The sequence below is a fragment of the Mesorhizobium sp. B3-1-9 genome (genome assembly GCF_006439595.1).
Lineage (GTDB): Bacteria > Pseudomonadota > Alphaproteobacteria > Rhizobiales > Rhizobiaceae > Mesorhizobium.
Window position 1 is genome coordinate 415,664 of sequence record NZ_VFTJ01000001.1, and the last position, 13,595, is coordinate 429,258.

General features: G+C 63.9%; 14 protein-coding genes. 11 read left to right on the forward strand and 3 right to left on the reverse strand.

Features of this window, described 5'->3' with window-relative positions:
• Positions 1 to 74 precede the first annotated feature (74 nt).
• The 8 genes from recR (at position 75) to FJW07_RS01975 (ending at position 9,088) form a co-directional block, all read left to right on the forward strand.
• Entirely contained in the window at positions 75 to 680 is a 606-nt protein-coding gene (recR, locus tag FJW07_RS01935) for a recombination mediator RecR (protein WP_040985994.1), read from the forward strand.
• Between the two features lie 191 nt (positions 681 to 871).
• Positions 872 to 2,149 carry a lytic murein transglycosylase gene (locus FJW07_RS01945; RefSeq protein WP_140854095.1) on the forward strand — a complete coding sequence of 426 codons (1,278 nt, stop codon included), beginning with the start codon at positions 872 to 874 and terminating at the stop codon, positions 2,147 to 2,149.
• A gap of 271 nt (positions 2,150 to 2,420) precedes the next feature.
• Entirely contained in the window at positions 2,421 to 4,055 is a 1,635-nt protein-coding gene (locus tag FJW07_RS01950) for an ABC transporter substrate-binding protein (protein ID WP_181182551.1), read from the forward strand.
• An 18-nt stretch (positions 4,056 to 4,073) separates the two neighbouring features.
• Complete coding sequence (locus tag FJW07_RS01955; protein ID WP_140854099.1) at positions 4,074 to 5,141, forward strand: ABC transporter permease; 1,068 nt, start codon at positions 4,074 to 4,076, stop codon at positions 5,139 to 5,141.
• Complete coding sequence (gene nikC, locus FJW07_RS01960; RefSeq protein WP_140645368.1) at positions 5,138 to 6,058, forward strand: nickel transporter permease; 921 nt, start codon at positions 5,138 to 5,140, stop codon at positions 6,056 to 6,058. The genes FJW07_RS01955 and nikC overlap by 4 nt, the downstream gene beginning before the upstream one ends.
• The gene (locus tag FJW07_RS01965; RefSeq protein WP_140702720.1) at positions 6,055 to 6,891 is read left to right on the forward strand and encodes an ABC transporter ATP-binding protein; all 837 of its coding nucleotides are present in this window, start codon (positions 6,055 to 6,057) and stop codon (positions 6,889 to 6,891) included. Before nikC ends, FJW07_RS01965 begins: the two co-directional genes overlap by 4 nt.
• Positions 6,888 to 7,634 carry an ABC transporter ATP-binding protein gene (locus FJW07_RS01970; protein ID WP_140854101.1) on the forward strand — a complete coding sequence of 249 codons (747 nt, stop codon included), beginning with the start codon at positions 6,888 to 6,890 and terminating at the stop codon, positions 7,632 to 7,634. The genes FJW07_RS01965 and FJW07_RS01970 overlap by 4 nt, the downstream gene beginning before the upstream one ends.
• Positions 7,635 to 7,810: 176 nt before the next feature.
• Positions 7,811 to 9,088: a 4-aminobutyrate--2-oxoglutarate transaminase gene (locus tag FJW07_RS01975; RefSeq protein WP_140854103.1), complete on the forward strand. Its 1,278-nt coding sequence runs from the start codon at positions 7,811 to 7,813 to the stop codon at positions 9,086 to 9,088.
• A gap of 23 nt (positions 9,089 to 9,111) precedes the next feature.
• Here the strand turns inward: FJW07_RS01975 and FJW07_RS01980 are convergent, their stop codons facing one another.
• The 3 genes from FJW07_RS01980 to FJW07_RS01990 form a co-directional block, all read right to left on the reverse strand.
• The gene (locus FJW07_RS01980; protein WP_140854105.1) at positions 9,112 to 9,423 is read right to left on the reverse strand and encodes a type II toxin-antitoxin system RelE/ParE family toxin; all 312 of its coding nucleotides are present in this window, start codon (positions 9,421 to 9,423) and stop codon (positions 9,112 to 9,114) included.
• Entirely contained in the window at positions 9,423 to 9,680 is a 258-nt protein-coding gene (locus FJW07_RS01985) for a type II toxin-antitoxin system ParD family antitoxin (RefSeq protein WP_140645362.1), read from the reverse strand. Before FJW07_RS01985 ends, FJW07_RS01980 begins: the two co-directional genes overlap by 1 nt.
• Before the next feature lie 128 nt (positions 9,681 to 9,808).
• Positions 9,809 to 11,062, reverse strand: a complete 1,254-nt coding sequence (locus FJW07_RS01990) for an FAD-dependent oxidoreductase (protein ID WP_140854107.1) — start codon at positions 11,060 to 11,062, stop codon at positions 9,809 to 9,811.
• A gap of 421 nt (positions 11,063 to 11,483) precedes the next feature.
• Between FJW07_RS01990 and FJW07_RS01995 the strand changes: the two genes are divergently transcribed.
• The 3 genes from FJW07_RS01995 to bfr are packed head-to-tail and all read left to right on the forward strand — an operon-like array spanning position 11,484 to position 13,595.
• On the forward strand, positions 11,484 to 12,773 hold the full coding sequence (locus tag FJW07_RS01995) for an imelysin family protein (protein ID WP_140854109.1): 1,290 nt from the start codon (positions 11,484 to 11,486) through the stop codon (positions 12,771 to 12,773).
• 59 nt (positions 12,774 to 12,832) lie between these two features.
• Positions 12,833 to 13,144 (forward strand): (2Fe-2S)-binding protein, encoded by a 312-nt coding sequence (locus FJW07_RS02000; RefSeq protein ID WP_140645359.1) that lies wholly within the window; start codon positions 12,833 to 12,835, stop codon positions 13,142 to 13,144.
• The gene (gene bfr, locus FJW07_RS02005) at positions 13,110 to 13,595 is read left to right on the forward strand and encodes a bacterioferritin (protein ID WP_140645358.1); all 486 of its coding nucleotides are present in this window, start codon (positions 13,110 to 13,112) and stop codon (positions 13,593 to 13,595) included. Before FJW07_RS02000 ends, bfr begins: the two co-directional genes overlap by 35 nt.

Below are 13,595 nucleotides of genomic sequence, written 5' to 3' on the forward strand. Positions count from 1 at the left end.
CGCAAGGCCCGCCATGCCAGCATGGCGGGCCTTGTGCCGTTGCTGGCTGTCCTGAAAAATCCTAGATCAAGGCGATGTCGAAGAGAATCGCCGGTCCGGAAATCGAACGCCTGATCCAGCTCCTGGCCAAGGTGCCGGGGCTTGGGCCGCGCTCGGCCAGGCGCGCCGCGCTTCATCTCATCAAGAAGAAGGAGCAGCTGCTCGAGCCTCTGGCCGCCGCCATGGGCGAAGCGGTCGACAAGGTGCGCATCTGCTCGACCTGCGGCAATGTCGATACATCCGACCCTTGCATGATCTGCACCGACCCGCGCCGCGACGCCGGCACGCTGATCGTCGTCGAGGACGTCTCGGACCTCTGGGCGCTGGAACGCGCCGCGGCCATGAACGTGCGCTACCACGTGCTTGGCGGCACGCTGTCGCCGCTCGACGGCATCGGTCCGGACCAGCTCAACATCCGCTCGCTGGTCGACCGTGTCGCCGGCGGCGAGGTGAAGGAAGTCATCCTTGCCGTCAATGCCACCGTCGAGGGGCAGACGACAGCGCATTATCTGACCGACCAGTTGTCTGGCTTCGAGGTCAAGGTGACGCGGCTCGCGCATGGCGTGCCGGTCGGCGGCGAGCTCGATTACCTCGACGAAGGCACGCTGGCCGCTGCGCTGCGATCGAGGACGGCGTTTTGAAGTTGGCGGGGAGGGCGCGCGTGACAGATGTTATTCCTCGAGATTCCGCGCTCCGTCACACCCCCCTCTGCCCTGCCGGGCATCTCCCCCGCAAGGGGGGAGATTGGCAGTTTCTTTGCCGGCGCTTTTATCCCCACGTCGGCGATTGGCGAAAGCCTGCGCGACATCTGATCTCCCCCCTTGCGGGGGAGATGTCCGGCAGGACAGAGGGGGGTGTGAAGGAACGCCAGCATTTCAGGTTGGCTATTCTTTCCTTCCTAGCGACGCTTCTCGCTCTCTTCATTACCACCCCCACCCATGCCGCCCCCATCGACGACCAGTTCCAGGCTTGGCTCCAAACCGACCTCTGGCCCGAAGCCAAGTCCAAAGGCATCTCGAAAAAAACCTTCGACGCTGCCTTCCTCGGCGTGAAGCCGAACCTCAAGCTGCCCGATCTCGTCCTGCCCGGCGAGAAGCCGACGACACCTGAGAAGCAGCATCAGGCCGAGTTCGGCCCGCCGGCCAACTACTTCGCCGAGAAGATCATTCGGGCCGTCACGTCGGGCGGAAGGACGCGCGAGAGCGCCAACGCCCGGACGCTCGGGCTGATCGAGAAGCGCTACGGCGTTCCGGGCGAGATCGTGCTGGCGATCTGGGGCCGCGAGACCGGCTTCGGCGCGGCCAAGATGCCGTACGACGCGTTCGAGGTGCTGGGCACCAAGGCGTTCATGTCGACCAAGAAGGACTTCTTCCGCATCGAGGTGCTGGCGGCGCTCGGAATCGTCGAGCGCGGGCTGGCGCCGGTCAATGCGATGAAGTCCTCCTGGGCCGGCGCGCTCGGCCAGCCGCAATTCATGCCGACCTCGTTCTTGAAGCACGCCGTCGATTTCGACGGCGACGGCCGGCCCGACATCTGGAACTCGACGCCCGACGTGCTCGCCTCGATCGCCAACTACCTCGTCCATTATGGCTGGGTGAGGGGGCGCGGCTGGGGGACCGAGGTGACGGTTCCGGCAAATGTCTCTTGCTCGCTCGAAGGACCCGACCAGGGCAAGAAGATCTCCGACTGGGTGACGATGGGCATCAGGCGCGTCGACGGCAAGGCGTTTCCGGCGAGCGAATTGAAGGCGGAGGGTTTCCTGCTGATGCCGGCCGGGCGCAGCGGCCCGGCCTTCGTCGTTACGCCGAACTTCTATGTGATCAAGCAATACAACAACAGCGATCTCTATGGCCTGTTCATCGGCCATGCCGCCGACCGCATCGCCAAAGGCGACGCCGCCTTTGCCGGCACCTGGGGCGCGGTCGGCGATCTCCATCGCTCCGATATCGCCACCCTGCAGCGGGCGCTGGAGGCCAAGGGCTACGATGTCGGCAGCGCCGACGGTCTGCCCGGCTTCAAGACCCGCCGCTCGATCGGCATCTGGCAGGCAAAGAACGGCAGGCCCGCCACCTGCTTTCCCGATGCCGCACTGGTCGCGCAACTGAAATAGCGGCTGTCTCCCGAAAGCATGACCCCTGGCAAATTTTTGCGGATCGGCGGCTTCAATCGGCTGGCGCATGGGTCGACTCATGGCGGCTCGTCTGGTCCGATACGGTGTCTCGCAGAGCGCGCGTTGCCGCTTCGTGCGCCGTCGAATAGGGAGTTGACCAACTGGACAAAAAACACGACGGTAAGCGGTCAAAGCCGCTGCTGGCCTTGCAAAGAACAATACAGCCCTGAGCCGGGAACTCAGGTCAACAAGACAGGGAACGATCACCATGATGCTGGAAAAGTTTGCTCTCCGCTCTCGCGCCTTGCTTGCGGGCGCCGCGCTGTCCGCGCTGCTCGTCGCGCCCGCCTTCGCGGTCACGCCCGCCGATACGCTGGTCGAGGGCTTTGCCATCGACGACATCATCTCGATGGACCCGGGCGAAGCGTTCGAGTTGTCGACGGCCGAGGTCACCGGCAACACCTATGATCTCCTGGTTCGTCTCGACCTCAGCGACACGTCCAAGGTCAAGGGCGACCTTGCCGAGAGCTGGACCGTTTCCGACGACGGCCTGACCTACACATTCAAGCTCAAGCCCGGCATGAAGTTCGCGTCCGGCAATCCGATCACCGCGGCCGATGTCGCCTATTCCGTCGAACGCGCCATCAAGCTCGACAAGAGCCCGGCTTTCATCATCAACCAGTTCGGCATCACCGGCGACAATGTCACCGAAAAAGCCAAGGCCGTCGACGACACCACCTTCCAGTTCGTCGTCGACAAACCCTATGCGCCGAGCTTCGTGCTGAACTGCTTGTCGGCCACGGTCGCCTCGGTCGTCGACGCCAAGCTGGTCAAGGAACATGTCGCCGCCGTCACGCCGAGCGCCGACTACAAATGGGACAACGACTTCGGCAATGCCTGGCTGAAGACCGGCTATGCGGGCTCGGGCCAGTACAAGCTGCGTGAGTGGCGCGCCAACGAGGCCGTCGTCATGGAGCGCAACGACAATTACAACGGCGAGAAGGCCAAGCTTGCCCGCATCATCTACCGCAACATGAAGGAAAGCTCGGCGCAGCGCCTGGCGCTCGAGGCCGGCGATATCGACGTCGCCCGCAACCTCGAGCCGAACGATCTCGACGCCATCGCCAAGAACGCCGATCTCACCACCACCAGTGCGCCGAAGGGCACGGTCTATTACATCAGCCTCAACCAGAAGAACCCGACGCTTGCCAAGCCGGAGGTGCGGCAGGCGTTCAAATATCTGGTCGACTACGATGCGCTGGGCTCGACCATCCTCAAGGGCATCGGCGAAATCCACCAGTCCTTCCTGCCCAAGGGCGACCTCGGCGCAATGGATGACAATCCCTTCAAGTTCGATGTCGCCAAGGCCAAGGAATTGCTCGCCAAGGCGGGCGTGCCGGATGGCTTCAAGGTGACCATGGACGTGCGCACCGGACAGCCGACCACGGGCATGGCGGAATCGATCCAGCAGACGCTCGGCCAGGGCGGCATCCAATTGGAGATTATTCCCGGCGATGGTAAGCAGACGCTGACCAAATACCGCGCCCGCAACCACGACATCTATATCGGCCAATGGGGCCAGGACTATTTCGATCCGAACTCCAACGCCCAGACATTCGCCTCGAACCCGGACAATTCCGACGACGCCAAGATCAAGACGCTGGCCTGGCGCAATGCCTGGGACATCCCGGACCTGACCAAGGAAACCGAGGCGGCGCTGCTGGAGAAGGATTCGGGCAAGCGCGCCGATATGTACAAGGACCTGCAGCAGAAGATCCTCGACACCAGCCCGTTCGTCATCATCCATCAGCAGCTGGAAGTGGCCGGGCTGCGCAAGAACCTCAAGGGCTTTGCGCTCGGCCCGAGCTTCGACACCAATTTTGTCGGCGCGGTTTCCAAGGAATAGCGTCGGCGGATCCGCCGCGTGAGCGTAGCTGACAATCAGGTGGTGGCGGGGCGCGGCAGCGCCCGCGCCGTCGCCGTCCTATCGTCGCTCGGCCGCTTCCTGGTCATCGCGGTGACGACCTATCTCGGTCTTCTCGCGGTGACCTTCTTCATCGGCCGCGTCATCCCGATCGATCCGGTTCTGGCCGTCCTCGGCGACCGTGCGCCCACGGCCGTCGTCGAGCGCACGCGCCGCGAAATGGGCCTCGATCTGCCCTGGATCGAGCAGTTCTACATCTATGTCAAAAATGCGCTGAGCGGCGACTTCGGCACTTCGGTGCTGACCACCAATCCGGTGATGTCCGATATCCGCCGCGTCTTCCCGGCGACCATCGAGTTGGCGACGCTGGGCACGATCATCGGCGCCGTCATCGGCGTGCCGCTCGGCGTGCTGGCCGCGGTCAAGCGCGGCAGCCTGATCGACCAGGTCGCGCGCGTCGTCGGTCTCATAGGCTATTCGGTACCGATCTTCTGGCTTGGCCTGCTCGGGCTGGTGCTGTTCTACGCCAACCTGCAATGGATCGCCTTTCCGGCGCGGCTCGACGTCGTCTACGAATACACATTCACGCCGATTACCGGCTTCTACCTGCTCGATGCCGCGATCCAGGGGCAGTGGGACGTCTTCTACGACGCCTGGCGCCACATCGTCCTGCCGGCCGCGCTGCTTGGCTATCTGTCACTCGCCTATATCAGCCGCATGACCCGCTCCTTCATGCTGAACGAGCTGGCGCAGGAATACATCGTCGCGGCGCGCGCCAAGGGCCTGTCGGAAGGTCGCATCATCTGGGGCCACGCGCTGCGCAACGCTGCCGTGCCGATGGTGACGGTGATCGCGCTTTCCTACGCCAACCTGCTCGAGGGTTCGGTGCTGACCGAGACCGTCTTCTCCTGGCCGGGCATCGGCCTCTACATCACCAATTCGCTGCAGAACGCCGACATGAACGCCGTGCTCGGCGGCACCATCGCCATCGGCTCGGTCTTCATCGCCATCAACCTTCTGTCCGATCTGCTCTACCGGCTGCTCGATCCAAGGACGAAGGCCGGATGAGCGCTGAAACCATCCAATCCAGGCGCGCGTGGCTGCTCAGCGACCGGCCGGCCTCGCGCCTGCAGGCAAGGCTCGGCCGCGCCTATGTCGCCTGGCGGCGCTTCTCCGCCAATCGGCTGGCGCTGGTCGGCATGCTGATCATCATCGCGTTGCTGGTGGTCGCCGCCTTTGCCGATGTGCTGGCGCCCTATTCGCCCACCATCGGCGATCTGAAGAACGCCCGCCTGCTGCCGCCCGGCGCCGAGCATTGGTTCGGCACCGACGACCTCGGCCGCGACATCTATTCGCGTATCGTCTATGGCTCGCGCTGGACGCTTTATGTGGTGATCCTCGTCGCCATCATCGCCGCGCCCATCGGCCTGCTGGTCGGCACGATCGCCGGTTATGCCGGCGGCTGGACCGACACGATCCTGATGCGCATCACCGATATTTTCCTGGCCTTTCCGAAGCTGGTGCTGGCGCTCGCCTTCGTCGCGGCGCTCGGACCCGGCATCGAGAACGCGGTAATCGCGATCGCTATCACCTCCTGGCCGCCTTACGCGCGCATTGCCCGTGCGGAAACGCTGACGGTGCGCAACTCCGACTACATCAAGGCGGTGCAGCTGATGGGCGCTTCGCCCTTCCGCATCGTGCTGCGCCACATCATGCCGCTCTGCATCTCCTCGCTGATCATCCGCGTGACGCTCGACATGGCCGGCATCATCCTGACTGCCGCCGGCCTTGGCTTCCTCGGCCTCGGCGCGCAGCCGCCGCTGCCGGAATGGGGCGCGATGATCGCGTCCGGCCGCCGCTTCATCCTCGATCAGTGGTGGGTTGCCGCCGCACCTGGTGCCGCGATCCTTGTCGTCAGCCTCGGCTTCAACCTGCTGGGCGACGGTCTTCGCGACGCGCTCGACCCCCGGAGCGGCGACCAATGAGCGACACGCTTCTCGACGTCGACGACCTGCGCGTCACCTTCCCGACCCGCACCGGCCTCGTGCAGGCCGTGCGTGGCGTCTCGTTCTCGCTCGGCCGCGAGCGGCTGGGCATCGTCGGAGAGAGCGGCTCCGGCAAATCGCAGACCGGCCGCGCCATCATGGGCCTCACCCCGCCGCAGGCCGAGGTTTCGGCGAAGAAGCTCGCCTTCGACGGCATTGATCTGCTCTCCATATCGCCCCGCCAGCGCCGCGCGCTGCGGGGAAACCGCGTCGCCATGATCCTGCAGGATCCCAAATATTCTCTCGATCCGGTGATGACCATCGGGCGCCAGATCGTCGAGACGCTGCGCACGCATGAAAAGGTCTCCAGGGCCGAGGCGCGCGAGCGCGCGCTGGAAATGCTGCGGGCGGTGCAGATCCGCGACCCGGCCCGCGTCTTCGACCTCTATCCGCACGAGGTCTCGGGTGGCATGGGCCAGCGCGCCATGATCGCCATGATGCTGATCGCCGGGCCGGAGCTGATGATCGCCGACGAGCCGACCTCGGCGCTCGACGTCACAGTGCAGCTCGACGTGCTCAAGATCCTCGACAAGCTCGTCGCCGAGCGCGGCATGGGCCTGATCTTCATCTCGCACGATCTGCGCCTGGTCTCCTCCTTTTGCGACCGCGTCGTCGTCATGTATGCCGGCAAGGTGGTCGAGCAGATCAAGGCTTCCGAACTGCGCGACGCCCGGCACCCCTACACGCGCGGCCTGCTCAACTGCATGCCGAGGATCGGCTTCGAGCGCCACCCGCTGCCGGTGCTCGACCGCAAGCCGGAGTGGGCAGCATGACGGCTTCCATCGCTGTCGAAGGGCTGGAAGTGGTCTTCGACCGATTTCGCGCGCTGAAGGGCGTAAGCCTCGAAGTGAGGGAAGGCGAATCCTACGGTCTGGTCGGGGAGAGCGGTTCCGGCAAGTCGACGCTGCTGAGAGCCATCACCGGCCTGGCGCCGGTTTCTTCCGGCACCATCTCTGTCAACGGCAAGCCCCTTGGCAAGACCCGCGACAAGGCTTTTTACCGCGATGTGCAGATGGTGTTCCAGGATCCCTATGGCTCGCTGCATCCGCGCCAGACGGTCGACCGCCTGCTGCAGGAGCCCCTCGCGATCCATGGCATTGCCGACGGCGAGAAGCGCATCGAGCGCGCGCTGGACGAGGTCGGCCTCGGCAATGGTTTTCGCTTCCGCTACGCGCACCAGCTGTCCGGCGGCCAGCGCCAGCGCGTGGCGATTGCCCGGGCGCTGATCCTCGAACCCTCGATCCTTTTACTCGACGAGCCGACCTCGGCGCTCGACGCGTCCGTGCAGGCAGAGGTGCTGAATCTTCTGGAAGAGGTGCGCCGCCGTCGCAAGCTCACCTTCCTGATGGTCAGCCACGACCTCGCCATCATCACCCATATGTGCGAGCGGCTGATGGTGATGCAGAATGGCGAGGCGGTGGAGACGCTGACCGCGAGCCAGCTGATCGGGCATCGCGTCAGTGCGGACTATACGCGCAATCTGCTCAGGGCGAGCGAGGGGTTTGTAAGGGTCTAGCTCTCAATTGCCAAGCCGCGTTCCTGCCCAGGTGTTATCGGGGTCTGGGGCAGGCCCAATCGACTGGGCCATGGTGCCGACTTGAGCAAAACGTGAAATAAGGTCAGAAGAGGCCTGCAGCGGCACCAACAAGAACGGGCCAGTCTCGATGAAGGATGGCCCGATTGAGGGATGAGATGAAGAATTCAGCCATTTCCGAACGCAAGAACCAGTCGATCTCGCGCGGCGTCGGCATGACGACGCAGATCTATGCCGATCGCGCCGAGAATTCGGAAATCTGGGACGTCGAGGGCCGGCGCTATATCGACTTCTCTTCCGGCATCGCCGTGGTCAACACCGGCCACCGTCATCCGAAGGTGATCGAGGCCGTGAAGGCGCAGCTCGACCGCTTCACCCACACCTGCCACCAGGTCGTGCCTTACGAGAGCTATGTGCATCTCGCCGAGCGGCTGAATGGCATGCTGCCCGGCAAGTTCGACAAGAAGACCATCTTCGTCACCACCGGCGCCGAGGCGGTCGAGAACGCCATCAAGATCGCCCGCAGCGCCACCGGCCGTCAGGCGGTCATCGCCTTTTCCGGCGGCTTCCATGGCCGCACCTTCATGGGCATGGCGCTGACCGGCAAGGTCGTGCCCTACAAGGTCGGCTTCGGCGCCATGCCTGCCGATGTCTTCCACGCGCCGTTCCCGGTCGCGCTGCACGGCGTTTCGGTCGCCGATTCGCTCGCCGCGCTCGACAAGCTGTTCAAGGCCGATGTCGATCCGGGCCGTGTCGCGGCCATCATCGTCGAGCCGGTGCAGGGCGAGGGCGGCTTCTACGAGGCGCCGCGCGACTTCATGACGGCGCTGCGCAAGATCTGCGACCAGCATGGCATCCTGCTCGTCGCCGACGAGGTGCAGACCGGCTTTGCCCGCACCGGCAAGATGTTTGCCATGCATCATCATGACGTGGCGCCCGATCTCACCACCATGGCCAAGAGCCTCGCCGGCGGCTTTCCGCTCTCGGCCGTCACCGGCCGCGCCGAGATCATGGACGCGCCTGGCCCCGGCGGGCTCGGCGGCACCTATGGCGGCAGCCCGATCGGCGTCGCCGCGGCGCACGCCGTGCTCGACGTCATCGACGAGGAAAAGCTCTGCGACCGCGCCAATGCCCTTGGCGCCAGGCTGAAGCAGCGGCTGGACTCGATCCGTGACGACGTGCCGGAGATCGTCGACATCCGCGGTCCGGGCTTCATGAACGCCGTCGAGTTCAACGACGTGAAGAAGGGCCTGCCGTCGGCGGAGTTCGCCAACGCGGTCAGGCTGAAGGCGCTGGACAAGGGCCTCATCCTGCTCACCTGCGGCGTCTACGGCAATGTCATCCGCTTCCTGTCGCCGATCACCATCCAGGACGGAGTCATGACCGAGGCGCTGGATATCCTGGAAACCTCGATCCGCGACGCACGGGCGGCCTGATCGAAGTTGTCAGAGTGTCGGCTTCAACTATCCTTGGGCATTTTCCTTTCATCGAAAATGCCCTGGATGTCGCGCGAGCCATGCAGGATGCGCTCAACGCGCACATTGGTACGCTCGACGGTATAGAAGATGACATATCTCTGGAACGCGACGGAACGCAGGCCGCGCCAGAGTTCGGAACGGGGAGCGCCACCACGTGGTGCATCCAAGATGGTGTCGCATCGCACTCGAAGTGCCGCTATCAAGCGGCGGGCGGCCGCCGGATTTTCAGCTTGGATGTAATCGCCAATCTCTTCGATGTCCTGCACGGCGGCAGGCGCGAAACTGAGAGCCATTATTTGCGGCTTTCCGCCGCGTATCTTTTCTCCAGCCGATCGAAAACGTCGTCGGCTGTTATAGCTGGTCCGCTCTCTACACCCTTGCGGATGTCTTCACGCAGTGCAGCAAGCTTCGCCTGCCGGTGCTCTTCACGCTCCTCCAGCAGGCGCAGACTATCGCGCACGACTTCGCTTGCACTGGCGTAGCGGCCACTCTCGACAAGCTCGCGCACGAATGCCTCGTAGCGGGAGCCAATGCTGTAGCTTGCAGGCACGGAGCAAATCTTTCGCTTTATCCGAAATTATCAATTTATGATAATTCGGCGATCGCCTTTTGCCAAGGCTTGGTGGGTGCGTCCTTTCGCGCCCCCGAGCGTTGTTATCATCATATTGGATTGAACAATCAGCCCGCCGCCCTGGTCGGTTCGTCCTGACTGAAGTCCGCGAGCGCCGCCTTCAGCGCATCTGGCCCGCCTGCCACCGTCTGCGGCGCCGGCGAGAAGCCGGCGCCGAGCATCTTGCGGCCGAGCATGTGGTCGGCCGGACGGTTGACGGATTCGATGCCGAGCAGCCGGTCGCCGGCATAATGGTAGATCGAGAACTTGTTGTCGGCGAGATCGCCGAGCACAACGTGGCTGTCCCCGCCTTGCGTCAGCCCCACCATCTGCAGCTTCATGTCGCCGATATCCGACCAGAACCACGGCACGGCCGAGAACGGCTCGGCATGGCCGAGGATGGTGCGCGCGGCAAGCCTGGCCTGGTCGGTGGCGTTCTGCACCGATTCCAGCCGCACGTCGCCGCCTGTGAACCAGTGCCTGTAGGAGGCCGCGTCGCCGATGGCGAGGATTTCGGGAACGGAGCTTTGCATATGCTTGTCGACGCGGATGCCGTTGGCGGTGGTGACTCCGGCGGCCTCCGCCAGTTCGACATTGGGCACCACGCCGATGCCGATGATGACCATCTGCGCCGGCAGGCGCTCGCCGCCGGACGTGATCGCGGCCGAGACGCGGCCGTTTTCGCCCTCCAGGCGGGCGATGGTGGTGCCGGTCAGGATGCGCACGCCGATCGCTTCCAGGCGCTGACGCGCATGCGCGGCGATGACAGGCGCCACGGCGCGGCCAAGCAGCCGGTCGACGGCCTCGACGACGGTGACGTTGCGGCCGGCGGCCCTTAGCGTCGCCGCGATCTCCAGGCCGATGAAGCCGCCGCCGAGAATGACCACATCCTCGCTTTGCGCGCTGAGCTCGCGGATCAGGCGCGCATCGGCCAGCGAGCGTAGCGAGATCACGCCGGCAAGGCCGGCGCCGTCGAGCTTGAGCAGGCGCGGCCGCGAGCCGGTGGCAAGCACCAGCCGGTCGAAGGCGAGCGTTCCACCGCCTGCGACATTCAGCTGGCCCGCGCGGGCATAGATGCTCTCGATGCGCACGCCCGGCCGGTAATCGATGTTGTTGCCGGTGTAGAACGCTTCGCCGCGCAGGGGCTGCGGCTTGGCCTCGGCGTCCTTGATGAAGGTCTTGGACAGCGGCGGCTTGTGATAGGGCAGTTCCTTCTCGTCGCCGATCAGGATGACAGGCCCTTCATAGCCCTCATCGCGCAGGCTGGCTGCGGCCTGCACGCCGGCATGGCCGGCACCGACAATCACAACCCCGTTCGTCATCGCAATCCTTTTGTCTTGGAACTCTAGGCTCCTGCGCCAAGTGGCGATTGTCTGCCGCCGCCGCAAGGGCAGGCGTCCGGGTCGCACCCAGAACGGCTGCCTGTCAATCCGGTCTCCCGGTCGGGCGATCGTCTTAAAGTTGATAATCCTAGTTTAGAATAATTCTAAACTATTGTTTCAATTGAATTTTTTCTGCCGCGCCAGTTGACTCCAGGCCTCTCCATCGCTTTATGGAGAGCTGCGCGCGAAGCGCATCCCTTTGATGGCTGGGCCTTGAACCCTTTCGATTGGAGGCAAGTGGGTGTCTTTTTATCGCGAACCGCGCATCGGCGCGGCCACCATTTTTCCCGGCATGCTCATGCCTCGGCGCGGGTGGACACATGCGCCTATTGTTGAATTTCCAAGGAACTGGAGAAGGATAATGACGGCACGTAATGGCGGCAGGCTGGCTGCGATCTGCGCCACGGCTGCACTGACGGCGGCGGTTTTCGTGTTGCCGGCGAAAGCCGAGACCGACGCGAAGGCGGTGATCAAGACCTATGCCGACATCGCACTGGCCAAATACGAGGATTCGCTGACCACGGCGCAGGCGCTGGACAAGGCGGTGGACGCACTCATCGCCAGCCCCTCGGCCGACACGTTGAACGCCGCGCGCGAAGCCTGGAAGGCCGCGCGCATTCCCTACCAGCAGACCGAGGTCTACCGCTTCGGCAACAAGATCGTCGACGACTGGGAAGGCAAGGTGAATTCGTGGCCGCTGGATGAGGGCCTGATCGACTATGTCGCCAAGAGCTATGGCAGCGAGTCGGACGAAAACGCGCTCTATACGGCCAACGTCATCGCCAACAAGGAAATCGAGATCAACGGCAAGAAGGTCGACGCCTCGAAGCTGACGCCCGAGTTCCTTTCCGGCACGCTGCAGGAGGCCGGCGGCGTCGAGGCCAATGTCGCGACCGGCTATCACGCTATCGAATTCCTGCTCTGGGGCCAGGACCTGCACGGCACAGGCCCGGGCGCCGGCGAGCGGCCCTTTACCGACTACGATCTCAAGAACTGCACGGGCGGCAATTGCGACCGTCGCGCCGAATATCTGAAGTCGGCGAGCGATCTTCTGGTGTCCGACCTGCAGGAAATGGTCGGCAACTGGAAGGAGGACGGCGCCGCGCGCAAGAACCTCACCGACGGCGACGCGAATGCCGGCATCTCCACCATCTTCACCGGCATGGGCTCGCTCTCCTATGGCGAGCTTGCCGGCGAGCGCATGAAGCTCGGCCTTTTGCTGCACGATCCGGAAGAGGAGCACGACTGCTTCTCCGACAACACCTACATCTCGCATCTCTATGACGCGGTCGGCATCCGCGACGCCTACCGTGCCAGCTACAAGCGGCTCGACGGCTCCGTGGTTTCGGGTCCGTCGGTGTCCGACATGGTGAAGGCCGCCGATCCGGCGATCGACAAGGAACTGTCGGGCAAGCTCGACACCACCGTCGCCAAGATGGAGGCCATCCAGGCGCGCGCGCTGGCCGGCGAGGCCTATGACCAGCAGATCGCCGAGGGCAACACCGAAGGCAACGCTACCGTCCAGGCGGCAATCGACGCCTTGATCGACCAGACCAAGTCGATCGAACGCGCCGTCGGCTCGCTCAAGCTGAACCAGATCGCCTTCGAGGGCTCGGACAGCCTGGACGCCCCCGACAAGGTGTTCAAGTAGGACTAGACACATCCCAGCCAAGCGGCGCCGTGGCCGGCGCCGTCAGCCAGAGCAAGTGAATGCTGATCTGCCATTGCAACATCATCACCGAGAAGGAGATCGAGCAGACGATCGTCGGCCTGCTGGATGAGGATCCCTGGCAGCTGATCGTGCCCGCGAAGGTCTATCATGCGATGCGCAAGCGCGGTCGCTGTTGCGGCTGTTTCCCAAATGTGGTGGAAACGATCATTCGGGTCACCGAGAACTACCACGCCCGCTCAGAGGTGGGCGGCGTGGACATCGTTTCACACCTGGACCGCGTGAGAGGCTTGCGCGTCCAATACGGGAGCAGACCCCATGAAAGGCGAACCGCAGGTCATCGGGCGGCTTAATGAAGCTCTGTTTCTGGAGCTTGGAGCCGTCAACCAGTACTGGGTGCATTATCGTCTGCTCGAGGATTGGGGCTACACCAAGCTGGCAAAGAAGGAGCGGGCGGAATCGATCGAGGAAATGCATCACGCCGACAGGCTGATCGCGCGCATCATCTTCCTCGAAGGCCATCCCAATCTGCAGTCCGTCGCGCCGTTGCGCATCGGCCAGAACGTTAAGGAAGTGCTGGAATCCGATCTGGCCGGCGAATATGACGCGCGCACCGCTTACAAACGCTCGCGCGAGATCTGCCACGAGGAAGGCGATTTCGTCTCGATGAAGCTGTTCGAGGACCTTTTGACCGACGAGGAAGGACATATCGACTTCCTGGAAACGCAGCTCGACCTGCTTGCCTCGATCGGCGAGGAAAAGTACGGCCAGCTCAACGCCGACTCGGCCAACGAGGCGGAGTAA

Coding starts and splice junctions, on each gene's coding strand:
- recR (WP_040985994.1), top strand. CDS start 75: ATGTCGAAGAGAATCGCCGGTCCGGAAATCGAACGCCTGATCCAGCTC.
- FJW07_RS01945 (WP_140854095.1), top strand. CDS start 872: ATGTCCGGCAGGACAGAGGGGGGTGTGAAGGAACGCCAGCATTTCAGG.
- FJW07_RS01950 (WP_181182551.1), top strand. CDS start 2,421: ATGCTGGAAAAGTTTGCTCTCCGCTCTCGCGCCTTGCTTGCGGGCGCC.
- nikC (WP_140645368.1), top strand. CDS start 5,138: ATGAGCGCTGAAACCATCCAATCCAGGCGCGCGTGGCTGCTCAGCGAC.
- FJW07_RS01965 (WP_140702720.1), top strand. CDS start 6,055: ATGAGCGACACGCTTCTCGACGTCGACGACCTGCGCGTCACCTTCCCG.
- FJW07_RS01970 (WP_140854101.1), top strand. CDS start 6,888: ATGACGGCTTCCATCGCTGTCGAAGGGCTGGAAGTGGTCTTCGACCGA.
- FJW07_RS01975 (WP_140854103.1), top strand. CDS start 7,811: ATGAAGAATTCAGCCATTTCCGAACGCAAGAACCAGTCGATCTCGCGC.
- FJW07_RS01980 (WP_140854105.1), bottom strand. CDS start 9,423: ATGGCTCTCAGTTTCGCGCCTGCCGCCGTGCAGGACATCGAAGAGATT.
- FJW07_RS01990 (WP_140854107.1), bottom strand. CDS start 11,062: ATGACGAACGGGGTTGTGATTGTCGGTGCCGGCCATGCCGGCGTGCAG.
- FJW07_RS01995 (WP_140854109.1), top strand. CDS start 11,484: ATGACGGCACGTAATGGCGGCAGGCTGGCTGCGATCTGCGCCACGGCT.
- FJW07_RS02000 (WP_140645359.1), top strand. CDS start 12,833: ATGCTGATCTGCCATTGCAACATCATCACCGAGAAGGAGATCGAGCAG.
- bfr (WP_140645358.1), top strand. CDS start 13,110: ATGAAAGGCGAACCGCAGGTCATCGGGCGGCTTAATGAAGCTCTGTTT.